A 24,568-nucleotide genomic window follows, 5' to 3' on the forward strand; every position below is an offset into this window, starting at 1 on the left:
TTACCAAAAATGATCCACATCAAGAAATATATGGTTTGCAAATGGTTTTGACGCAACTATATATTGATCTTAGTGGTGAGAATAATGAATTATGAAATTCATTGAATATTTTAAAATTAACTTCTTATTCACCGATTAGGGCGTTTATACATAATATGATTTTGAATTAAATAGAAATTATTCCCCCTGTAACGTTTAGGAAATGAAACGACAGTGAGAAAGGGGAGGAACGATGTTAACAGGGAAACATGTTGCGGTAATTGGTGGAGACGCCAGGCAGCTAGAAGTGATCCGCAAACTAATTGAACTCGATGCAAAAATTTCATTAATTGGCTTTGATCAACTTGATGAAGGGTTTGTTGGGGCTAGTAAAGTACAACTTGAGGATGTTGATTTTACAACCGTTGATGTTATCGTACTACCAGTAAGTGGCACAAGCAATGAAGGAGAAGTAGAAACAATTTTTAGCAATGAAAAGATTGTTCTAAAGGCAGAGCATCTAAAAGATACCCCTAACAAATGTAATGTATTTTCAGGAATTAGTAATCAATACTTGAAAAAAATTGTTCAAGAATCCGACAGAAAACTTGTAGAGCTTTTTGAACGAGATGATGTTGCGATTTATAATTCAGTTCCTACAATGGAAGGTACGCTTATGATGGTTATACAAAATACAGATATCACCATTCATCGTTCTAACGTTGTCGTTTTAGGGTTTGGCAGAGTTGGGATGAGTGTAGCAAGAGCGTTTCATGCGTTAGGAGCAGATGTAAAGGTAGCGGCACTTGAGAGCGAACTTCTTGCTCGAATTTATGAAATGGGATTTGAGCCTATTGAATTATCGAATCTTAGTAATGAAGTTCAAGAAACCGATGTTTGTATAAATACAATTCCTGCAAGAGTCTTAACAGCAAATATCATCTCAAAAATGCCTACACGTGCACTCATTGTCGATTTGGCTTCAAAGCCAGGTGGAACAGATTTCCGCTACGCTGAAAAAAGGGGGATTAAAGCTTTACTCGCTCCCGGATTACCCGGTATTGTCGCTCCGAAAACAGCAGGGAAAATTATTGCCAATGTTCTTTCCAAATTGCTGCTTGAAGAACAAAACAATATTGAGGAGGAACAATCATGACATTAAAAGGTAAGCATATTGGATTTGGTTTGACTGGGTCACATTGCACCTATAGTGCAGTGATCCCAGAAATGAAGAAGCTAGTAGAAGCTGGTGCAAAAGTAACGCCATTTGTCACTCATACAGTGAAATCGACAGATACTAAGTTTGGCCCTAGCGACGATTGGATTCGGCAAATAAAAGAAATAACTGATGAAGAAATTGTTGATTCAATCGTCAAAGCTGAACCTTTTGGACCGAAAACCCCATTAGATTGTATGGTCATCGCACCGTTAACAGGAGCGTCAGCTAGTAAGTTTGCCAATGCGCTGACAGATTCACCGGTGTTAATGGCGGCGAAAGCAACGCTTAGAAATTTAAGTCCTGTTGTGTTAGGAATTTCTACAAATGATGCGTTAGGGTTAAACGGTATGAATATCATGAAACTAATGGCTACAAAAAATATTTATTTTATTCCTTACGGCCAAGATGACCCGTTCAAAAAACCAAACTCTTTAGTTGCTAGAATGACTTCTCTTCAAGATACAATTGAAGCTGCGATAGAAGGAAGGCAACTCCAGCCAGTTATTATTGAAAAATATAAAGATTCATAGATTTAGTCCAATCAAGGCTTCCTAGAATAGACGTAACGTTTTCAATTGTAATAGATTATGATAAGATAATACTCATACTAATTGGATTATACTCATATGAAGTATAAGTAATAACAACTGTAAGGCTAAACGTGTTAATAACATCGGAATTTAATAGAATCATAACACCACGTTTTAAAACAGTTAACACAACGGTCTATTTTTAACAAAAGAAGGGAGCCTTAAAAAATGGCAACAGAAACAGGATTAAATGTAGCAGTAGTTGGAGCAACAGGAGCTGTAGGGCAGCAAATGCTCCGTACTTTAGAACAACGTAATTTCCCAATTTCAAAACTTACTTTACTTTCTTCAAAGAGGTCAGCTGGAAAAAAGTTAACATATAAAGGAGAAGAAATTGTTATCCAAGAAGCTACTCCGGACAGCTTTGAAGGAGTGCAACTCGCTTTATTTAGTGCAGGTGGTTCTATTTCCAAAGCATTAGCACCTGAAGCTGTAAAAAGAGGTGCGATTGTCGTTGACAATACGAGTGCTTATAGGATGGACCCAGAAGTGCCATTAGTTGTTCCTGAAGTGAATGAAGAAGAACTCCGTAACCATAAAGGAATCATTGCTAACCCGAACTGTTCAACAATTCAAATGGTGGTGGCATTAGAGCCGATCCGCAAAAAATATGGTATGAAAAAAGTGATTGTTTCAACATATCAGGCCGTAAGTGGTGCTGGTGCTAATGCGATTAAAGAAATGGAAGAGCAAACGAGTGCAATTTTAGACGGTAAGGAATTTACTCCTGAAATATTACCTTGTGGAAGTGATGAAAAGCATTATCAGATCGCGTTTAATGCGATTCCGCAAATTGATAAATTCCAAGATAATGGTTTTACTTTTGAAGAAATGAAAATGATTAATGAAACAAAGAAGATTATGAATATGCCTGAATTACAAGTCGCAGCTACATGTGTAAGAATCCCAGTCGAAACAGGTCATTCTGAATCATTATTTATTGAAGTTGAGAATTCAGGGTTAACAGTTTCTGAAATGAAATCTATGTTATCAGAAGCTCCAGGGGTTGTTTTAGAAGATGACCCTGAAAATCAAATTTATCCTATGGCAGTTAATTGTGTTAATAAAAATGACGTTTTCGTTGGTCGAATTCGTCAAGATTTAGATAATGAGAAAGGGTTCCATTTGTGGGTAGTTTCTGACAACTTATTAAAAGGTGCAGCTTGGAATTCGGTTCAAATTTCTGAGAGTTTAGTAAAATTAGGTTTATTAAAGTGAATTTCATAATTACGTAAATTGAGCCATTTCAAATTATAGGTAGTTGCGAACGGTTTGACGCAACTACATTATAGATACTTAATGGCGATAATATTGAATTATGAAATTCATTAATTAAAATAATAATTTGAAAAAAGTTTTGGAAGGCAGACAAAAAGTGCGAAATAGCCCATCATCTTTAAAGGAGTGGTGATCATTGATAAACAAATACGTTTATCTTGAGTGAGCTATCGGCTCTTTTATGTTAGCCTTCTCTTTTTTCGCCATTAAAAAGTGAATTTCATAATTATCAAAATGAGCCACATCACGCAATATTTTAGTTTGCGAATGGTTTTGACGCAACTATATATTGATCTTAGTGGCGGTAATAATAAATTATGAAATTCTTTAAATTAAATTTAAAAATAATTATGTGAATAATAAGGAACAAAGAGGTGTAACATGAAGGTCATCGTTCAAAAATTTGGTGGGACCTCATTAAAAGATGAGGAATCTAGATTTCAAGCGGCACAACATGTTTTATCTGCAGTGAAACAAGGCTATAAAGTAGTCGTTGTCGTTTCAGCTATCGGTAGAAAAGGAGATCCTTATGCGACAGATACGCTACTGAGTTTAGTAAATGCCCACGAAGAAACATTCGTAGAAAAACGAGAACTTGATTTATTAATGTCGTGTGGAGAATTAATTTCATCGGTTGTATTTTGTAATTTATTAGCAAGTCACAATTTAAAGTCGATGTCAATGACAGGTGCGCAAGCAGGGTTTCGAACAAATGAGGACTTTTCTAGTGCTAAAATTGTTGAAATGAATTGCGATAAATTATTAAAACAATTAACTACACATGATTGTGTAGTCGTTACAGGATTTCAAGGAATGTCAGAAAATGGAGAATTAACTACTTTAGGTCGTGGTGGAAGTGACACTTCAGCAACCGCTATTGGAGCGGCGATTCAAGCAGAGTGGGTTGATATCTTTACGGATGTAGAAGGGTTAATGACAGCAGATCCAAGAATTGTTAGCGAAGCAAAACCCATTGATACAGTAACGTATAATGAAATATGTAATATGGCTTATCAAGGAGCAAAAGTCATTCATCCTCGTGCAGTAGAAATTGCGATGAATGCAAAAGTGCCGATTCGGATTCGCTCTACGTTTTCAGATCTAGAAGGTACGTTAGTAACATCAAGCTTAAAACAACAAAAAGGCATGGATGTAGAAGAAAGATTAGTTACAGGGATTGCTTATGTTTCTAATGTTTCACAAATTAAAGTGATCGCCAAAGAAGGGCAATACAATCTACAATCGCAAGTATTTAAGGCGATGGCGAATGAAGGTATAAGTGTTGATTTTATCAATATTAATCTCATGGGTGTCGTTTACACGGTCATGGATGAAAATACAGATCGGGCAGTCGAACTTTTAAGAGAGATGGGTTACGAACCGATGGTAACGAGAAATTGTGCAAAAGTTTCAGCTATTGGGGCTGGCATGACAGGAGTTCCAGGCGTTACAGCAAAAATTGTAGGAAGTCTTGCTGAGGAGAATATTTCAATTCTTCAATCTGCAGATTCACATACGACGATTTGGGTTTTAGTTAAAGAAGAGGATAAAGCAAAAGCAGTTAACGCATTGCATAAAATCTTTAAGTTGGATCAGGCCCTCTAAAACAACTAGTTTAACATTTATCTGAAAGGATTGATTAACGTGAACTTTGGGCAAGTCGTTACTGCAATGGTAACACCTTTTGATCAAAATGGGCAAATTGACTTTGACAAAACAACAGAGTTGATTGAACATTTAATAAATACTGGAACGGATGCATTAGTTGTTGCAGGAACAACTGGTGAATCTCCTACGTTATCGGCAAGTGAAAAAATAGCACTATTTGAACACTCTGTTAAAATAGTTGCCGGTCGTATTCCTGTAATTGCAGGGACAGGAACTAATAATACGAGTGGTTCGATCGAGTTAACTAAACAAGCAGAAAATGTAGGGGTAGACGGGGTCATGCTCGTATCTCCTTATTATAATAAACCTTCTCAACAAGGGATGTATGCACATTTTAAAGCAATTGCAGATAGTACAACATTACCGGTAATGCTCTATAATATTCCTGGGCGGTGTATCGTAAACATGTCAGCAGACCTTGTTGTTGAGTTATCGAAAATCAAAAACATCGTTGCTATGAAAGAAGCTAGTGGGAACTTAGACCAAGTTACAGCGATTATTTCTAATACTTCTGATGATTTTTATGTATACAGTGGAGATGATAGTTTGACTTTACCACTCCTGGCTGTAGGTGGTCATGGTATCGTTTCTGTTGCAGCACATGTAATAGGTAAGGAAATGAAACAAATGGTTACAGCATATAATAATGGTGAAATAGAGGAAGCAGCAAAACTGCATCAACAACTGTTGCCAATAATGAAATCTTTATTTATCGCACCAAACCCGAGCCCTGTAAAAGCCGCATTAGCCCTAAAAGGACTCAATGTAGGCGGAGTAAGGTTACCATTGATCCCACTAACAGAAATTGAAAAGGAACAGCTAGCAAAAATTATCAAGTAATATTTTATGAGCATTTAATCAAATAGACGACAAAGGAACCTAGATTATTTTTATACTTAGTAAAAGTATAAGAAAGCATGGTTCCTTTTTATTTTGCTAGAAAAATATTTTCCACTTCTACATAAATATTCTTGTGTTCTCTTTGGAACATAAGTTATACTACAAACAAGTGATTAGTTCGGATTAAACAATATATAATAGATTATTCGGTTTGGCTAAGCTAAGCATAGAATAATGAATATTATAATTCATTATTCTCGCCACTAAGATCAATATATAGTTGCGTTAAAACCATTCGCAAACTATATATTGCGTGATGTGGCTCATTTTGTTGATTATGAAATTCACTCAGTTAGCTAAAACTATCAGAATTTTTTAATCGGAAGAAAGAATTAGAAAAAGTAAATTTGGGAGGAACAATTAAATTGACAAAGCAAGGTTTAGAAAAAGTACGTGTTTTTTCTTTGGGCGGTGTAGGAGAAATCGGAAAAAACATGTATGTTATTGAGGTGGGTGACGACCTTATTGTGATCGATTCAGGCCTAATGTTCCCTGATGATGATATGCTTGGGGTAGATGTTGTCATACCAGATATATCTTATTTATTAGAAAACAAACATAGAGTTAAAGGGATTATTTTAACACACGGTCATGAAGATCATATCGGTGCTGTTCCGTATGTAATAAAGCAGCTAAATGTGCCACTCTACGGGACGAAATTAACTCTCGGAATTGTCAAGGAAAAGCTAAAGGAAAATGGCTTAGATAAAAATGTTGATTTTAAAATCATAAATAATAAAACGAAACTAATCATTGGTACGACAACAGTTAATATCTTTAGAACTAATCACAGTATTCCCGATTCTGTTGGCGTATGTATTGAGACAAACCAAGGGTCAATTGTTCATACAGGAGATTTTAAGTTTGATCAAAATCCAGTGGATGGTGTTTATTCTGATATAGGAAAAATGGCTGAGATTGGAGAAAACGGAGTGTTATGCTTACTTTCTGACAGTACAAATGCGGAAAGGCCAGGTGTGTCTGTCTCTGAGAGTGCAATAGGGCAAGGAATTACCGATGCATTTTACACGGCTAAAGGGAGGGTCATTGTAGCCACCTTTGCTTCGAACATTCACCGTATTCAACAAGTCGTTAATGCTTCCATTTCTACGAAGCGGAAAGTAGCCGTATCGGGTCGGAGTATGGAAAAGATCGTTTCGATCGCTATTGAATTAGGGTATTTGAACGTACCAACTGATACATTAATAAAAATACAGGATGTTGAACGATATGAAGATGACGAACTTACAATCTTAACAACGGGTAGTCAAGGAGAACCGATGTCAGCCCTTTCACGAATGGCTAAAGGGGCTCATAAACAAATTGCGATAAGACCTACTGACACAATTATTATTTCTGCAACACCGATCCCGGGGAACGAAAAGTCGGTAACAAAAATTGTTGACTTACTTTATCGCACCGGAGCAGAAGTAGTTTTTGGACAAAAAAACGTTCATACTACGGGACACGGTTGTCAAGAAGAATTAAAGCTGATGCTAAATTTAATGAAACCAAAGTATTTTATTCCTATTCATGGTGAGTTTCGCATGCAACATATTCATAGTCAACTTGCACATACATGTGGTGTAAAAAAGGAGCATACTTTTTTAATCGACAAAGGTGATGTCGTAGAGTTTACGAATAATGAAGCAAGAATTAATGGGAAAGTTCATTCAGGCAATGTTCTTATCGATGGAATTGGTATTGGTGACGTTGGAAATATAGTATTAAGAGACCGACGCTTGCTTTCAAAAGACGGAATATTAGTTGTTGTTGTAACATTAAACAAAGCAAATAATGCAATTGTCTCTGGACCAGATATTATTTCAAGAGGTTTTGTATACGTACGAGAAAGTGAAACATTATTAGAAGAAGCGAATAAGCTGGTGACAGTAACGCTTAATAAATGTATCGATGATAATATTAATGAATGGTCTGCGTTAAAAAGCAATATAAGAGACGCGCTTAGTCGCTTCCTCTTTGAACAAACAAGACGCAGACCGATGATTTTACCAATTATTATGGAAGTGTAAGTAATTTAAAAGCTGAAATGTACGAAGGTGTCCTAAATGAAGTTTTTTATAAGCTTCAAATATGGAAGCCTTCTTTTTTTATGAAAGTTGGGTTGTTGGTTAGTTGGAAAGTTGGAAAAAACCATTGAATATACATCTCAGATGGTGACGGCCGGCATGCCGCCATGAGAGTTTTGTATGAAAAAAGGCGAAAGATTTCGTGAACGATGCTCCTGCGTCTGCTAGTAACGCTTCGTAGCGGGCTTCCTCGTCGCAAAGCTACATGAAGCTTCTGCTTCGATGTGTCTCAAGGTGTAATCGAAGTCAGTTACTTGCCTTTGAGATTCGCAAGAAGGTCAAAGCGAAGTGAAGGAAATCATTCGCCTTTTCCATAATAAATGGTGGCGGAATGTCCGACATGAGTGTTTTGTATGAAAAAAGCACCCTCCCTTTACATGTTCGATGATGACTATTAATCGTCATGAATGATATGTATGAAATTAAGCACATTTCTAAACAAAAATTCATAATTACATTCAACTCTCCTCATACTATGAATAGCTTTTTAAAAGAGGAGGATATAAATGGATTACCGTATGCAAGAAACACAACCAGATGATCAAAAAGGGCAAAAACAATCAAGTGTCGTAGAAAAAATACAACAACTAGGTCAAACGAACGTTCCGCAAATGGAGCAATCCAATATACATGTCGTTACTATTATTGGACAGGTAGAGGGACATATGCAATTGCCACCACAAAATAAAACGACAAAGTATGAACATATTATTCCGCAACTAGTTGCTGCAGAACAAAACCAAAAACTTGAAGGTATGCTCGTTATCCTAAACACTGTAGGTGGAGATGTAGAGGCAGGTTTAGCGATGGCTGAAATGATAGCATCGATGTCAAAACCGACAGTTACTTTAGTGCTTGGTGGTGGACATTCTATTGGTGTGCCAATTGCTGTTGCGTCCGATTATAGCTACATAGCTGAAACGGCAACGATGACAATTCATCCAGTTAGGTTAACAGGCTTAGTTATCGGTGTTCCGCAAACATTTGAATATTTAGATAAAATGCAAGAAAGAGTCATTAATTTTGTAACTAAAAATTCCACAATTACCGAAGATAAGTTTAAGGAATTAATGTTTTCTAAAGGCAATTTAACAAGAGATATCGGTACTAATGTTGTAGGTCCTGATGCAGTAAAGTATGGAATGATAAATGAAGTCGGAGGTCTTGGACAAGCCATTAAAAAATTAAATGAATTAATTGAAGAAAGAAAAGGAAGTGAAGGAGGAGAGTTGGTGCAATGATTTTGTATACAACGGTTCCCCAAGAAGCTATTTTCCCTGAGGAAAATACACACGCAAAGCAAATGACGCTCGATATTAATGAAGGTCAATTAATAGTAGAACAAGTATCTGATCATGAACTTAGAGTCGTGCGCCTTATTAGCTCCGATCCTTTTGCTTATTTAAATGAAAGTTATACACCAGGAAAAATGATTTCTTTGTTATAAACCTTACTTTACCAACATTTCTTCTAGTTATTAAAGTTGTTATTATGGTATAATAAGCATATTCAAGAAAGAACTAGCATATTTAGCAGCCGTTAATACGGCTGCTTCTTCATTCAATAAAGTTCTTATGACAGTAACTTGAAAATATATAGATAATTAGCCTATAGAGGTGAAACAATGGCTAGAAGAAAAAAACAAAAGAAAGTAGAGTGGAAGAAACAGCTAACCTTTGAACTTATCGGATTATTCCTTATCGTACTCGCTTCAGTTGCTTTTGCGAAACTTGGAAGTGTCGGAATAGGGTTGACTCATTTGTTTAGATTTTTTCTAGGTGAATGGCACGTAGTCATAACGATCGGTTTATTTGTAACTTCACTTTACTTAATGATTAAAAGAGAAATTCCGAACTTTTTAACGAGAAGACTTATTGGTGTTTATTTGCTCATTTTTGCGATTGTCTTATTAAGTCACATTCGTTTATTTGATCTTTTTTCACAACAAGGGGAGTTTGTTGACCGATCGGTTATCCGCAACACTTGGGAATTATATTGGTTACAATTGACGGGTGACACCGCCATTACAGATTTAGGTGGAGGAATGATTGGGGCAGTAGGTTTTGCTATTTCTCATTTTTTATTTGCTGCGAGTGGGACGATTGTTTTTTCATTATTTATTATTTTAACGGGCATTATTTTAATTACTGGAAAATCAATAACTGATTTAACTTTAAGTTTTATTACTCGTTTTGGTTCTGCATTCACCACTGTTAATGACAAAATAAAACAGTATTTATTAAATGTTAAACAGAAATTTGTAAACAAATGGGAAGAGAAAAAACAAGAGCAGAAACAAAACACAACTCCTACTGTAGTTGTAAATGGTGAGAGTGGGAAATCATCTGATAACGATTCAAGAGAACCGGAACCTATTATTTATGATTTTACTAGTAAGTCTTCCTATGAATCTGACACAGCTGAAAATGTTCCTACTGAAAATGAAACTACTCCCGGTGGCGGTGTTGAAGATACTGTTGAAATGGACGCTGTTCCAACAAGAAAAGCGCCATTGATCGTTGTAGAAGAAACGAATGAAAATTATATTATACCAACATTAGAGTTACTACATAGCCCCAAAAAAAATAACCAGTTTCAAGAACGGCAACATATTTCTGGAAATGCTAAAAAGCTTGAACAAACGTTAGAAAGCTTTGGAGTGAAAGCTAAGGTGGCTAAAGTTCACTTAGGACCAGCTGTTACGAAATATGAAGTTTATCCTAATATCGGCGTGAAAGTTAGTAAAATCGTTAATCTTGCAGATGACTTAGCATTAGCATTAGCTGCTAAAGATATTCGTATTGAAGCACCAATTCCAGGTAAATCTGCGATAGGTATTGAGGTTCCTAATCAAGAAGTTGCTATTGTTACTTTAAAAGAAGTTTTAGATGCAACTAGCTCATTAGCAGATGCTCCTAAACTTTTAATTGGGTTAGGAAGAGATATTTCTGGCGACCCTATTTTGGCTGAGTTGAACAAAATGCCCCATTTATTAGTTGCCGGTGCTACTGGTAGTGGAAAAAGTGTGTGTATTAATGGGATCATTGTTAGTATTTTGATGAGGGCAAAGCCTCATGAAGTAAAACTAATGATGATTGATCCAAAGATGGTAGAACTAAATGTTTATAACGGGATTCCCCATTTATTAGCGCCGGTTGTTACTGAACCGAAAAAAGCATCACAAGCGCTAAAGAAAGTTGTTAATGAAATGGAACGTCGTTATGAACTGTTTGCACACACAGGAACAAGAAACATCGAGGGTTATAATACGTTAATCAAAAATGAAAATGAAAATAGTGAAGCAAAACAACCATTACTACCGTACATTGTCGTTATTGTGGACGAGCTCGCAGATTTAATGATGGTTGCCTCTAGTGATGTAGAAGATTGTATCACGAGACTTGCCCAGATGGCTCGAGCTGCAGGTATTCATTTAATTATAGCGACTCAACGACCTTCGGTAGATGTTATTACAGGGGTAATTAAAGCGAATATTCCTTCGAGAATAGCTTTCGGGGTTTCCTCACAAACAGATTCAAGAACGATCCTTGATATGGGGGGAGCAGAGAAACTATTAGGAAGAGGAGACATGTTATTTTTACCTGTTGGGGCTTCAAAACCAATACGTGTTCAAGGGGCATTTCTATCAGATGACGAAGTTGAAAATGTTGTTAATTACGTTATTGCTCAGCAGAAGGCCCAGTATCAAGAAGAAATGATTCCACAAGATGAAGAACAAGTAACTACAGAAGTTGCCGATGACCTGTATGAATCGGCCGTTGATTTAGTTGTGGAAATGAACACGGCATCAGTTTCGATGTTACAACGTAGATTTAGGATTGGATATACACGGGCAGCTCGTTTAATTGATGAAATGGAAGCGCGTGGGATTGTTGGTCCATATGAAGGAAGTAAACCTAGGGAAGTACTTATTTCAAAAAAAGCTGAAGATGATGTTTCATCAGGATGAAAAGTGAAGACATAATGCATAGCTTTTGATAAATAATAGTAGTAGATAATAAAACGTTGGTGTATATTTAAATTTTTGAAGTTGGAGAGCTTTCTAGCTCCAAGGCGCATGCGCTTTTCTCGTTAGGGGGTGATGTTGTGATAAAGGCTGATCATAGACCATTGTATTTACAAGTAATTGATAAGATCAAAAGTGATATTGAAGCAGGGGTATACGAAGCGGGACAGAGGCTTCCTTCTGAGTTTGAGTTATCGAAGCAACTTGGAATTAGTCGTGCAACTCTTCGTGAAGCTTTAAGAATTTTGGAAGATGAGAATATTATTATAAGGCGTCATGGTGTCGGGACATTTATTTGTAGTAAACCATTATTTAGTTCTGGAATAGAGGAGTTATTTAGTATTACAGAAATGATCAAACGTGGGAATCAAAAACCGGGAACGATATTTTTATCATCGAATATTGAAATGACCACCAATGATGACTGTGAGCGATTTCAATTAGATGAGCTAGAAGAGCTAACCGTCGTTGAGAGGGTTCGAACAGCTGACGGTGAGCCAGTTGTTTATTGTTTTAGATAAAGTTCCAAAAATATATTTACCACATGATGAATCACATCACGAGCAATCGATTTTTGATCGACTTGAAAAAGCTGGTACAACCATCGCATATGCGATTACACAAATTGAACCTCTAGGTTTTCATGAAAAAGTGTCTGAAATTTTATCATGTGATCCTGAGTCTTCGTTATTAGTTTTGAAACAAATGCATTATGACGAAGAAGAACGACCAATTCTTTATTCCATAAATTATTTTCGTGCAGATAAATTTAAGTTTCATGTATTACGAAAACGTGTATAGACTAACAATAGAGATCCATATTCCAAGGGTCTCTTTTTGTTTGAAAGTTGGTTAGGACCCTCGCGCGAATTTCTATGTTAGATGGTGGAGGGCTACCGCCATGAGGGTTTTGTTTGAAAAAAGGCGGATGATTTCGTGAACGATGCTCGTCAGTATACCGAATTTTCCCATGAAATATGGTGGTATCGAGCTATTTATGAAGTTTTTATGATATTATTTCTTTAAATATTACAATTTTAGGGAATAATATATGGCAGATAATATCGACTTTATGTCTAAATTTAAAAGAAGAGCTTAAACAAGTGAAGGAGTGAGGAAAATATGAATAATGAAGTGAAAGAAACCGAAGTTAATGGGATCAATCTTCACGTTGTTGAAACAAAAAAATACAAAACAAATACGATTGTATTACATATTAAATCCCCCTTAGTAAGGGAAGCGGTTACAAAGCGAGCGCTTTTACCTTATATATTGCAAAATGGAACTGAGCGTTTTCCTACAAGGAAAGCAATTCGTAGTTATTTAGATGAACTGTACGGTGCGACCCTCTCTGTAGATGTTGGTAAAAAAGGCGAAAATCAAATTTTATCATTTAGGATGGATGTATCGAATGAAAATTTCTTAAAAGATAAAACTCCTCTTTTAGAAGAGGCGATCAAGCTGTTGGCTGACATTATATTGCATCCAACTTTAGAGTCCGGGGTATTTAAATCTCAAGTAGTCACAAATGAAAAACGTAATTTAAAACAGCAAATTCAATCGATCTTTGATGATAAACTTCGTTATGCGAATATGCGTGTCACCGAAGAAATGTGTAAAGATGAGCCGTATGGTCTTAGTGTATGGGGTTATGAAGATGAGCTTGATGCGATTACCGAAGGAGAGTTGTTTGAACAATATAATTCAATGCTGACAAATGATTCGTTTGACTTGTTTGTTGTAGGTGATGTAAATAACAGTGATATAAATCGAATGGTTCAAAACTATTTTGTTTTTGAAGGTGATCGTAAACCGATTACTAATTCAGTGGAAAATAAGCAAAAGCAAGAGGTTTCAAAAGAAAATGTTGTTTTTGAAGAGCAAGATATAAAGCAAGGAAAGCTCCATATTGGCTTTAGAACGAATACGACATTTAATGATGATGATTACTTTGCAATGCAGATGTTTAACGGTATTTTCGGTGGTTTTTCTCATTCAAAGTTATTCATAAACGTCCGTGAAAAAGCGAGCTTAGCTTATTATGCTTCCTCGCGTTACGAAAGTCATAAAGGGATTTTAATGGTGATGTCAGGAATCGAATTTAGCAAATATGATCAAGCTGTTTCGATTATTAAAGAGCAGCTAGGAAGTATGCAAAACGGGGACTTTACGGATGAAGAAATTGTTCAGACAAAAGCAGTGTTGAAAAATCAGGTGCTCGAAACGATAGACGTAGCTAAAGGTCATGTAGAATTGCTTTATCATAATAGTATTGCTAATAAAACACGTTCTGTTAGTGATTGGTTAACAGGAATTGATAATGTCAAGAAAGAGGATATTGTTAAAGTGGCAGAGCAGATTCAGTTAGATACGATATACTTTTTAAAAGGAAAGGAGGAATAACAAATGGAGAAAATTGTATTCGAACAATTAAATGAAACGTTATATCATGATACTCTAGAGAACGGACTTGAAGTGTATATTTTACCGAAACAAGGATTTAATAAAACATACGCAACGTTTACGACAAAATATGGTTCCATCGATAATCACTTCGTACCGATTGGGGAAGAAGAGGCTTTGAAGGTTCCTGATGGGATTGCTCATTTTTTAGAACATAAAATGTTTGAAGATGAAGAAGGAGACGTTTTTCAACTTTTTAGTAAACAAGGTGCTTCAGCGAATGCATTTACAAGTTTTACGCGTACAGCTTATTTATTTTCCAGTACTTCGGAAATCGAAAAAAATCTTCAGACACTGTTAGATTTTGTACAACACCCTTACTTTACCGAAGAAAGTGTTGAAAAAGAAAAAGGGATTATCAATCAGGAAATCACGATGTATGATGATAATTCAGATTGGCGAGTTTACTTTGGCGTGATTGAGAATATGTACAAAAATCACCCAGTGAAGATTGATATAGCCGGTACGATTGAATCAATTGATAAAATAACGAAAGATTTACTTTATACGTGTTATGAAACGTTTTACCACCCGAAAAATATGGTTTTATTTGTTGTCGGTTCCCTTGAACCTAATCAAATTATTGAGCTCGTAAAGAAAAATCAAGGTAAAAAGACGTTTAAAGAAATGGGAGATATTCAACGTATTTTTGATTCCGAGCCAGATAAAGTGGCAAAAAAGAAAGAAGTTATTCGAATGTCTGTTCAAACACCAAAATGTTTAGTTGGTTTTAAAGAGAAGAATCCAAACAGACAAGGAAATGAGTTGTTAAAACATGAGCTAGCGATTAATATTCTGTTGGATATTATGCTAGGTCAGAGTTCAAACAACTATGAACAATTATATAATGAAGGATTGATTGACAACACTTTCTCATTTGATTATTCGGCTGAGCTTGGTTTTGGATTTTCAATTATCGGTGGCGATACGACAGAGCCTGATCGCTTAGTTACTAGTCTTGAAAAATTAATTCAGTCTTTCGTTAATACGCCTTTAGATAAAAAAGTATTTGAGCGGGCAATCAAGAAAAAAATTGGAGCGTATATGCGCTCTTTAAATTCTCCAGAGTTTATTGCCAATCAATTTACAAGGTATCAATTTAACGAAATGAATTTGTTTGATGTTGTAGAGGTGCTTGAAGAACTAACGGTCGAGGAGCTAGAACAAAAAATGAAAGAGCATTTTGATCCTGAAATGTTTACCGTATGCCAAGTATTACCTAAGTAAAGCAGTATAAAAAAATGAGTAAAGGTTGAGGGGAAATTGAAGTGTGCTTTAATTACAGGTGCAAGTGGTGGTATCGGCCGTGAAATAGCATTACAATTAGCAAATAAAGGTTATAATTTATACTTGCATTATCACGAAAATGAACAAACTGTTAATGAATTAATAAAACAAATTAAAGAAGTGAACGTTTGGAAAATAAAAGCTGATTTATCGAAAAAAGCTGGCGTAGAAAAAATGATTCAGTCTATTCACCATCCGATAGATAGTCTCATTTTAAATAGTGGCACGAGCTATGTTGGATTAGTGACAGACATGACAGATGTTCAAATAGAAGAAATTGTTCAACACTCTGTTACTAGTCCGTTTCTAATAACAAAAGCACTATTACCGACAATGATCGAAAATAAAGCAGGTAATATTATCGTCATTTCATCTATTTGGGGATTAACTGGCGCATCTTGTGAAGTTTTATATTCAATGGTAAAAGGTGGGCAAAATACGTTTGTTAAAGCCCTCGCCAAAGAAGTAGCTCCTAGTGGAATACGAGTAAATGGGATAGCTCCCGGGGCGATTGCAACGAATATGTTAGAGGATTTTTCTGAAGAGGAAATTGACACTCTTTGTGGTGAAATACCCATGGGGAGACTAGGCTCACCAAACGAGGTTGCCGATTTAGTTGTTTTTTTGACTTCTAATAAAAGTAATTATATAAACGGACAGATTATAAGTATAAATGGGGCTTGGTATTGTTAACAAAAAAATATTGAAAGTCTTATGAAGTAAAATAAATGGCCCTTTTTTAGTGTCGAAACTGTCGCTTAAAAATTGTTTCCTGTTATTGAATATATATTGACATTATTAGTCAAGAAAAAATACTCGTATATTTTCGCTCTTCTTTTGACAAAATAAAACCGAAGTTAAAAACAAGGAGGGACAACAACAATGTCTGTATTAGATAACTGGGAACAATGGAAAGGCTTTTTAGGCGATCGTATGCAACAAGCACAGCAAGAAGGTATGAGCCAACAAGTCATCAGTGATGTTGCTTATCAAGTAGGAGAATACTTAGCACAGCAAGTTGATCCGAAAAATGAGCAAGAACGTGTGTTAGCAGACCTTTGGAATGTTGCTTCTGAAGAAGAACAACATGCTATTGCTAATATGATGGTTAAGTTAGTTCAAAACAATCAAGGAATGTAGTTAATTACTAGGGTGTTGCAATAGCTGCAACACCCCATTTTTTTTCTTATTCAATGAATTTCATAATTCATTATACTCGCCACTAAGATCAATATATAGTTGCGTCAATACCATTCGCAAATTATATATTGCGTGATGCGGCTCATTTTTGGTAATGAAATTCATTCTATTAAAAAGAAGAATTTATTTGTTAAAATTAAAGGTTTAACTAGGGAATTTTGATGTTTTTTGAATTTATTTCTTCCTATTTAAAATATCATACAATTATCACTTTCATTCATAAAAAAAATGAATTATGATATAAAAAAGGGATTTTTATTTTTTTCTACAATTTTTTTGTTTTTAACAAAAGTAACGTCTAATAGATCACTTCCTATTTGATGACGGGGACCGAAGCACTTGTGCTTTTCTAACTTAACTGTTAAAAGAAAGGAGTAACGATGACAAAAAAGGAATGGTATTTAGAGTATCAAATACATAAAAACCGCCCTGGATTGTTAGGGGATATTGCAACGCTATTAGGAATGCTCTCCATTAATATCGTCACGATTAATGGGGTCGACCATATGAGACGTGGAATGTTAATTCGAAGTGAAGACGATATTCAAATTCAACGTCTAACAACGATATTAAACACGATGGATAATATTTCGATTACTAAAGTGAGGGAGCCGAAACTTCGCGATCGCTTAGCGGTGAGACATGGTCACTTTATTGAACGAGATAGTGATGAAAAGAAAGTCTTTCGTTTCGTCCGTGATGAATTAGGGATACTTGTCGATTTTATGGCTGAACTATTTAAAAAAGAAGGACATAAACTTATCGGGATTAGAGGGATGCCTCGAGTTGGAAAGACGGAATCGATTGTTGCTGCAAGTGTTTGTGCAAATAAGCGTTGGGCGTTTATTTCTTCAACCTTACTTCGACAAACGATTAGAAGTCAATTAGCTGATGACGAATTGACGGATAATAATATATACATTATCGACGGAATTGTTACGACGATGAGAGCAACAGAAAAACATCGCATGCTCGTTGACGAAGTTATGCGAATAGCTTCAACAAAGGTTATTGAACATCCCGATATTTTTGTAAGAGAAACAGAGTATACATTGGACGATTTTGATTACATAATAGAATTAAGAAATAACCACGATGAGAAGATTACTTATGAGGTTATTGATTCAGGATTTTCCTCATTTGATATTAGTTAAAGTTGGTAGGTGTTAGCATTGTCAGAGTTAGGGCTACGACTAAAAAGTGCAAGGGAAGAAAAGAAACTAACGTTAGAAGAGCTTCAAGAGATTACGAAAATTCAAAAACGGTATTTACAATCAATTGAAGAAGGTAAATTAGATACATTACCTGGACCGTTTTATGCAAGAGCTTTTGTTAAAAGTTATGCTGAAGCGGTAGGGATTGATCCAGATGAGCTTTTTGACGAATATGCCAATGAGCTACCTGCAACTAATAAACAAGTTAGCGAGATACCACCCAGGGTTCGGTCGCGTAAAGCTCAAGCAACAAAGAAAACCCGTCAAATTTTAGCTCTATTGCCCTCTTTTGTTGCGGTGATTTTCATTGTTTCTATATTAATAGGAGTTTGGTACTTCCTTCAAAATGATAGTGATACCGCTTTAGAGAATGAGTTGCCATCTGATAACATTGTAGAGTCGCCAGTTGAAGGTGGCCGAGATGAGGATGCACTCAACCCTCAAGAAGAGGAAGAAACTGAAATTGAGGTTGAGGAGGAAGAAGTAGAAGAAATTGTTGAAGAAGTTCCAAAACAAGAGTTAGAATTAATCGAAACTAAAAGAAATGAAACAATCTACAATTTAATCAATGCAACAGAGTTTACTTTTAGGATCGAACTAGACGGCAAAAGTTATATTGGTATTGATAACCGGAAAGGAAAGACTTTTCATGCAGCGAATGTAGATGGTGGAGAAACATTACAATTCGACTTTTCAGAAGAAGAAACGATCCAGTTTAATTTCGGTGCATCCGACAAGGTGAACTTATATATAAATGACGAATATTTTGAGTTCCCTTTAGATATCGTTCACCAAAAAGTTACTTTCCATTTCATTGAAGAAGATGCTGAATAACAAATGTGAAAATTGAGTCATCTAAAGATGGCTCTTTTTAAAGTCAAATAGGCGGGCGCCTTGCGCTTTTCTTGTGAAAATTAGCTAAGATTACACATCGTTGGTTTAATATGTTAAAATTAAATTTATCGTTGATGAAAGGAAGATGAAAATGGCTAAGGAACATTCATTTGACATTGTTTCAGAAGTAAATATGCAAGAAGTTGATAATGCAATTGTTCAAGCAAAAAAAGAAATAAAAAACCGATATGACTTTAAAGGTTCCAAAAGTGACATTGAACTTACAAATGGCACGCAAATTACGATTATATCTGACGATGAATATAAATTAGAGAGTGTCATTGATATTTTACAAATGAAATTTATTAAAAGAGGTTTGTCACAAAAGGTGATGGAGTTTGGAAAAATAGAAAAGGCTTCTGGTGGTACGGTCAGACAAGTGGTATCGCTAGTGGCTGGTATCAGCGCCGACCGGGCGAAAAAAATCACTACTGCAATTCGTGATTCGAAATTGAAGGTAAAAGCGCAAATTCAAAATGAACAAATACGTGTTACCGCAAAAAATATTGATGATTTACAAGCGGTGATTCAATTAGTAAAGGAATTGGATTTGGAGTTCCCGACTCAATTCGTTAATATGCGATAAGCAAGTTATTTAAGATAGTGCGATCAAGGGTTACGCTTTCTTAAAAGATAGAAAGTATAAAATTTGAACTTTGAAAGATGTCTAGCTCCAGCGGCTATGTACATAAACCATATTATTCCACTCCCGAAAGTGTCATTTTGGGGAATATTCCAGTTCTTTCGGTCTTGTGCTAGGCGCTTATGCTTTTCTTTTAGGAGGTACTCGTGAACATTCCGAATAAAATTACAATATCAAGAATTATTCTTATTCCTTTATTTATGTTTTTCTTATTAGCACCAATAGATTTAGGTAGTATTTTAATTGTGAATTATGACTTGCCGGTTGCCCATTTAATTGGTGCACTACTTTTTATCATCGCTGCTAGCACAGATTGGCTCGATGGTTATTATGCAAGAAAGTATAATTTAGTAACGAACTTTGGCAAGTTTTTAGACCCTTTAGCAGATAAATTATTAATGACAGCGGCTTTGATTGCTCTTGTAGAATTAATGCTATTGCCTGCATGGATTGCTATTGTCATTATTAGTAGGGAGTTTGCAGTTACCGGTATTCGCCTTGTAGCAGCAGCGGATGGACAAGTAATTGCAGCGAGTAACTTAGGTAAATGGAAGACGGTATTCCAGATCATTGCTGTTGCAGCGTTAATGCTACATAATTTACCTTTTGAACTTATTGGTTTTCCGTTTGCGACGATTGTTGTGTGGATCGCTACGATCTTAACGATTATTTCCGGATGGGATTACTTTGTAAAAAACAAACATATTATTTTAAAATCTAAGTAACTTGGAGGAATTTTTTTTGAATGCAGAAATTATTGCAATCGGCTCAGAGCTATTACTTGGACAAATCTCAAATACAAATGCTCAATTTTTATCGAAACAACTAGCAAACTACGGTGTAAATGTATATTATCATAACGTTGTTGGTGACAACGCCAATCGTTTAAAAGAGACGATATCACAAGCCGAAAAACGGTCAAATTTAATTATCTTTACCGGTGGCCTTGGACCTACGAAAGATGACCTCACAAAAGAAACGATTGCCTCAGTTATTGGTCGTCCTTTAGTGACTGATGATGAGGCTCTTAATAGAATTGAAGCATATTTTAAACGGCGCCATCGCACCATGACCGAAAACAACCGTAAGCAAGCTTTAATTATTGAAGGTTCTACCGTTTTAGCCAATGATCATGGCATGGCGCCTGGTATGGCTTTTACAGAAAAAAATAATCATTATCTCCTTTTACCGGGACCACCAAAAGAGATGGAGCCGATGTTTATTAATTACGGGTTACCGTTCATTTTGTCCCAGCTTGAGGAAACGACACAAATTACTTCGAGAGTTTTAAACTTTTTTGATATTGGTGAATCACAACTTGAAACGGAACTTTTAGATTTAATCGAAACGCAAACAAATCCAACGATTGCACCGTTAGCAAAAGATGGTGAAGTGACGCTTCGTTTAACCGTTAAGCATGATAATATTCAAGTAGGTAATAGCCTTCTAGATGAAATTGAAGAGAAGATCTTAAAAAGAGTAGGAAAGTTCTTTTACGGCTATGATGATACTTCTTTGATTGATGAAACGTTAGCGCTTTTACAAGAACGTAATATAACGGTTGCGTCAGCTGAAAGTTATACAGGCGGTTCCTTTTGTGCTTCGTTAACTGAAAAAGCCGGAGTCTCTTCAGTTTATAAAGGGAGCATCATTTGTTATAGTAATGATGTGAAGCGATCCGTATTACAAGTACCGAGTGAAGTTTTTGAAAAATATGGTGCAGTGAGCAGTGAGTGTGCAAAGTTATTAGCCGAAAATGTAAGACGGTTACTTGATACAGATGTAGGCATAAGTTTTACTGGTGTAGCTGGTCCAGGACAAATAGAGGAAAAAGAGGTAGGAACTGTATATATTGCGGTCTCTACAAGAGGTCGAGATACAAAGACTTATCCATTAAAACTAGCAGGTACTAGAGAACAGATCCAAAGTAGATCTGCTAAACATGGATTGTATTGTTTGTTGAAACAATTTAATAAAGGTGGCAATAAAAATGATGTATTTTGATGATTTTCAAATTTCGAATGATATTAAAAAAGCTATTAAGGACATGGGTTTCGAAGCTCCGTCTCCTATTCAAGAAAAAGTAATACCGGTTATTTTAGAAGGTGGAGACGTGATTGGACAAGCGCAAACAGGGACTGGAAAAACGGCGGCCTTCGGTATTCCTTTATTAAATAAAGTGACGAATGCTCCTTATGTTCAATCGATTATTTTAACTCCTACAAGAGAACTTGCTATTCAAGTGGCTGGGGAATTACAAAAGTTATCTAAACATAAAAGAACTCGAACATTACCGATATACGGTGGTCAATCAATCGGCCATCAAATTCGCGCTTTAAAGCAGGGGGTTCATGTTGTTATTGGAACGCCTGGTCGAGTACTAGATCACCTTCGTAGAAAAACTTTAAAGTTAGATCGAGTTCATACGGTGGTGTTGGATGAAGCTGATGAAATGCTAGATATGGGCTTTGTTGAAGACATTGAATCAATACTTAAAGAAGTAAATACTGACCGTCAAACGCTTCTATTTTCAGCGACAATGCCTAATGAAATTATGAAGCTGTCACGAAAGTATATGAATCAACCTAAAGTAGTTTCGATTAATAAAGGGGAAGTGACTGCGCCTTCCATTAATCAAGTATATTTTAAAGTGTTAGAGAAAAATAAACTAGAGTCACTGTGCCGTATCATTGACAGTGAGGATATAGAATTAGGAATTATATTTTGCCGAACAAAAAAAGGCGTTGCTGAGCTTACAGAAGCATTACAAGCGAGAGGTTACATGGCAGATGGCCTTCATGGTGACTTAACACAAATGCAACGTGACAGCGTTATGAAAAAGTTTCGTGATACGACGATTGAGTTTTTAATAGCAACAGATGTTGCTGCTCGTGGGATTGATGTAGAGAATGTCACACATGTTATTAACTATGATATACCTCAAGACCCTGAGAGTTATGTTCATCGTATCGGGCGTACCGGTCGTGCTGGAAGAAAAGGTTTAGCATTGACGTTAGTTACGCCAAGAGAAATGAAGCATTTACGTTCGATTGAGTCTGAAATAAAAATGTCTTTACCTTCTCAAGAAATACCGAGCATTGAAGATGTCGTAGAGAAGCAACAAGAATCTTGGAAGCAGCAATTAGTTCATATTATCGAGTCAAATGAACAACCTGCTTTTTTCAATCCGTTAGTCAATGAAATGTTAAGTGAGCACTCGCCAGAAAAAGTCGTAGGTGCGCTTATGAAACTTGCATTCCATCATGAGTTTGAAGCAGATGATGACAGTTATAATTTTGGTGATACTGGTGCGGCAAAAGGAATGGTTCGTTTCTTTATTAACGTAGGACGAAATGTTCAGCTCACTCCTAAAATCATTATAGATGAAGTTGCTGAACTTGTTGGGATTGCTCCAAAGTCAATTGGTAGAATAGATATATTCGAAAATTTCACCTTTGTAGAGGTACCAGAAGACAGTGCACCATTTGTTTATGAGGCGCTTCGTTATTCACGGTTAAATGGTGCTCGAGTTAATTTAGAACCCGCAAAACCAAGACCGAAAAAAACAAAGAAATTCTAGTTTGATAAATATCATTAAAAAGGGCTGGATCCTTTATAAAATACTTCACATAAAACATTTTATTTGTGTTTTCGTTGAACGTTATTTTATGCTTAAGGGTGTTAGGCCTTTTTTTTGCCCGAGGGGCATCTTTCCCTTTTCTTGTCTAGCGCTAGCACCTAGCTTCTCGATCGTTTCGGTCCAGCAAGGTTTGCCTATTCATGAAGAGTTTCAGAGAGGAGGCAAAACGTTGCTGGACCTCCTACGCTGTTCGAAGCTGAACAAGGCACCTTCGCTTTTAAAATAAAAAAATACGAATAAATGTTCGGAAAGCTATTGGCAAATCTCAAAAAACAAGTTATGATAGTAATGTAGTTTTGATTGAGACAATAAATAATAATTAATATATATAAGGAGAGATGAAACTATGAGTGATCGTAAAGCAGCCTTAGATATGGCATTACGACAAATTGAAAAACAGTTTGGAAAAGGTTCTGTTATGAAGTTAGGGGAACAGGCAGAAAGAAAAGTATCAACAGTCTCTACTGGAGCATTAGCAGTTGATATAGCCCTTGGAGTAGGTGGATACCCGAAAGGTAGAATTGTAGAAATATACGGCCCTGAATCTTCAGGTAAGACAACAGTAGCACTTCATGCTATCGCTGAAGTACAACGACAAGGTGGACAAGCTGCCTTTATCGATGCAGAACATGCTCTTGACCCAGTTTATGCACAAAATTTAGGAGTAAACATTGATGAGTTATTACTTTCACAACCTGATACAGGTGAGCAGGCCTTAGAAATTGCAGAGGCATTAGTACGTAGTGGAGCTGTAGATATTTTAGTTGTCGACTCGGTAGCTGCGCTTGTTCCAAAAGCAGAAATTGAAGGGGAAATGGGAGATAGTCACGTCGGACTACAAGCTCGATTAATGTCGCAAGCATTAAGAAAACTTTCAGGTGCTATTAATAAATCAAAAACGATTGCGATCTTTATTAACCAAATTCGTGAAAAAGTCGGAGTAATGTTTGGAAACCCTGAGACTACTCCAGGTGGTCGTGCCCTGAAGTTCTATTCGTCTGTACGCCTTGAAGTGCGTAGAGCAGAAGTTTTAAAGCAAGGTAATGACATGGTTGGTAATAAAACAAAAGTAAAAGTAGTAAAAAATAAAGTAGCTCCACCATTTAAAGTAGCTGAAGTTGATATTATGTACGGTGAAGGGATTTCTCGTGAAGGGTCAATTTTAGATATTGGCTCTGACCTAGATATCGTTCAAAAAAGTGGTGCATGGTATTCCTATAATGAAGAGCGCTTAGGCCAAGGAAGAGAAAATTCTAAGCAATTTTTGAAGGAGAATACTGATATTACCGAAGCAATTGAAACAAAGATCCGTGAACATTACGGATTAAATGGTGAAATCAAAGTAGATGCACCTTCAGAAGATGAATTTGCAGATGTACCTTTAGATTTAAAATAATATATTAAAAGGGCTAGTAGCCGAGGGGCATTTAGAAGTTTATGACGAAATAATTCCCCCTGCTTCTAGCTTTTTTTGTT

At 36.1% G+C, this 24,568-nt stretch carries 20 protein-coding genes and 1 pseudogene; all 21 read left to right on the forward strand.

Translation table 11 applies throughout. From position 1 onward, the window contains the following. Window positions 1–232: 232 nt before the first annotated feature. The 21 genes and pseudogenes from dpaA (at window position 233) to recA (ending at window position 24,488) form a co-directional block, all read left to right on the forward strand. Window positions 233–1,135: a dipicolinic acid synthetase subunit A gene (gene dpaA, locus BKP35_RS15840; protein WP_071314341.1), complete on the forward strand. Its 903-nt coding sequence runs from the start codon at window positions 233–235 to the stop codon at window positions 1,133–1,135. After that, window positions 1,132–1,728, forward strand: coding sequence for a dipicolinate synthase subunit B (locus tag BKP35_RS15845; RefSeq protein ID WP_071314342.1), 597 nt, complete (start codon window positions 1,132–1,134; stop codon window positions 1,726–1,728). Before dpaA ends, BKP35_RS15845 begins: the two co-directional genes overlap by 4 nt. A gap of 228 nt (window positions 1,729–1,956) precedes the next feature. Beyond that, window positions 1,957–3,006: an aspartate-semialdehyde dehydrogenase gene (locus tag BKP35_RS15850; protein ID WP_071314343.1), complete on the forward strand. Its 1,050-nt coding sequence runs from the start codon at window positions 1,957–1,959 to the stop codon at window positions 3,004–3,006. 441 nt (window positions 3,007–3,447) lie between these two features. Next, complete coding sequence (gene dapG / locus BKP35_RS15855; RefSeq protein WP_071314344.1) at window positions 3,448–4,671, forward strand: aspartate kinase; 1,224 nt, start codon at window positions 3,448–3,450, stop codon at window positions 4,669–4,671. A 39-nt stretch (window positions 4,672–4,710) separates the two neighbouring features. Continuing rightward, complete coding sequence (gene dapA, locus BKP35_RS15860; protein ID WP_281244260.1) at window positions 4,711–5,574, forward strand: 4-hydroxy-tetrahydrodipicolinate synthase; 864 nt, start codon at window positions 4,711–4,713, stop codon at window positions 5,572–5,574. Window positions 5,575–5,999: 425 nt separating this feature from the next. Further along, window positions 6,000–7,667 (forward strand): ribonuclease J, encoded by a 1,668-nt coding sequence (locus BKP35_RS15865; protein WP_071314345.1) that lies wholly within the window; start codon window positions 6,000–6,002, stop codon window positions 7,665–7,667. Window positions 7,668–8,230: 563 nt separating this feature from the next. Then, a complete protein-coding gene (locus tag BKP35_RS15870; protein ID WP_071314346.1) occupies window positions 8,231–8,965 on the forward strand; it encodes a ClpP family protease in 735 nt (244 codons plus the stop codon). Beyond that, complete coding sequence (locus BKP35_RS15875; RefSeq protein WP_071314347.1) at window positions 8,962–9,171, forward strand: YlzJ-like family protein; 210 nt, start codon at window positions 8,962–8,964, stop codon at window positions 9,169–9,171. The genes BKP35_RS15870 and BKP35_RS15875 overlap by 4 nt, the downstream gene beginning before the upstream one ends. A gap of 177 nt (window positions 9,172–9,348) precedes the next feature. Further along, the gene (locus BKP35_RS15880) at window positions 9,349–11,694 is read left to right on the forward strand and encodes a DNA translocase FtsK (protein WP_071314348.1); all 2,346 of its coding nucleotides are present in this window, start codon (window positions 9,349–9,351) and stop codon (window positions 11,692–11,694) included. A gap of 137 nt (window positions 11,695–11,831) precedes the next feature. Beyond that, window positions 11,832–12,552, forward strand: a pseudogene (locus tag BKP35_RS15885) (GntR family transcriptional regulator). A 321-nt stretch (window positions 12,553–12,873) separates the two neighbouring features. Continuing rightward, entirely contained in the window at window positions 12,874–14,154 is a 1,281-nt protein-coding gene (gene yfmF / locus BKP35_RS15890; protein ID WP_071314349.1) for an EF-P 5-aminopentanol modification-associated protein YfmF, read from the forward strand. Between the two features lie 3 nt (window positions 14,155–14,157). Beyond that, complete coding sequence (gene yfmH / locus BKP35_RS15895; protein ID WP_071314350.1) at window positions 14,158–15,441, forward strand: EF-P 5-aminopentanol modification-associated protein YfmH; 1,284 nt, start codon at window positions 14,158–14,160, stop codon at window positions 15,439–15,441. Between the two features lie 36 nt (window positions 15,442–15,477). Next, window positions 15,478–16,194: an elongation factor P 5-aminopentanone reductase gene (gene ymfI, locus BKP35_RS15900; RefSeq protein ID WP_071314351.1), complete on the forward strand. Its 717-nt coding sequence runs from the start codon at window positions 15,478–15,480 to the stop codon at window positions 16,192–16,194. 189 nt (window positions 16,195–16,383) lie between these two features. Beyond that, window positions 16,384–16,641: a DUF3243 domain-containing protein gene (locus BKP35_RS15905; RefSeq protein WP_071314352.1), complete on the forward strand. Its 258-nt coding sequence runs from the start codon at window positions 16,384–16,386 to the stop codon at window positions 16,639–16,641. 440 nt (window positions 16,642–17,081) lie between these two features. Then, entirely contained in the window at window positions 17,082–17,855 is a 774-nt protein-coding gene (locus BKP35_RS15910) for a DUF3388 domain-containing protein (protein ID WP_071314353.1), read from the forward strand. An 18-nt stretch (window positions 17,856–17,873) separates the two neighbouring features. After that, on the forward strand, window positions 17,874–18,749 hold the full coding sequence (locus BKP35_RS15915) for a helix-turn-helix domain-containing protein (protein WP_071314354.1): 876 nt from the start codon (window positions 17,874–17,876) through the stop codon (window positions 18,747–18,749). Between the two features lie 151 nt (window positions 18,750–18,900). Beyond that, window positions 18,901–19,395, forward strand: coding sequence for a YajQ family cyclic di-GMP-binding protein (locus BKP35_RS15920; protein ID WP_071314355.1), 495 nt, complete (start codon window positions 18,901–18,903; stop codon window positions 19,393–19,395). Between the two features lie 203 nt (window positions 19,396–19,598). Continuing rightward, window positions 19,599–20,177 carry a CDP-diacylglycerol--glycerol-3-phosphate 3-phosphatidyltransferase gene (gene pgsA / locus BKP35_RS15925; protein ID WP_071314356.1) on the forward strand — a complete coding sequence of 193 codons (579 nt, stop codon included), beginning with the start codon at window positions 19,599–19,601 and terminating at the stop codon, window positions 20,175–20,177. A 16-nt stretch (window positions 20,178–20,193) separates the two neighbouring features. Then, window positions 20,194–21,456, forward strand: a complete 1,263-nt coding sequence (locus tag BKP35_RS15930) for a competence/damage-inducible protein A (RefSeq protein WP_071314357.1) — start codon at window positions 20,194–20,196, stop codon at window positions 21,454–21,456. Then, the gene (locus BKP35_RS15935; RefSeq protein WP_071314358.1) at window positions 21,443–23,032 is read left to right on the forward strand and encodes a DEAD/DEAH box helicase; all 1,590 of its coding nucleotides are present in this window, start codon (window positions 21,443–21,445) and stop codon (window positions 23,030–23,032) included. Before BKP35_RS15930 ends, BKP35_RS15935 begins: the two co-directional genes overlap by 14 nt. Window positions 23,033–23,438: 406 nt before the next feature. Then, window positions 23,439–24,488: a recombinase RecA gene (gene recA / locus BKP35_RS15940; RefSeq protein WP_071314359.1), complete on the forward strand. Its 1,050-nt coding sequence runs from the start codon at window positions 23,439–23,441 to the stop codon at window positions 24,486–24,488. The last annotated feature ends 80 nt before the right edge of the window (window positions 24,489–24,568 follow it).

The sequence above is a fragment of the Anaerobacillus arseniciselenatis genome, assembly GCF_001865995.1.
Taxonomy (GTDB): Bacteria; Bacillota; Bacilli; order Bacillales; family Anaerobacillaceae; genus Anaerobacillus; species Anaerobacillus arseniciselenatis.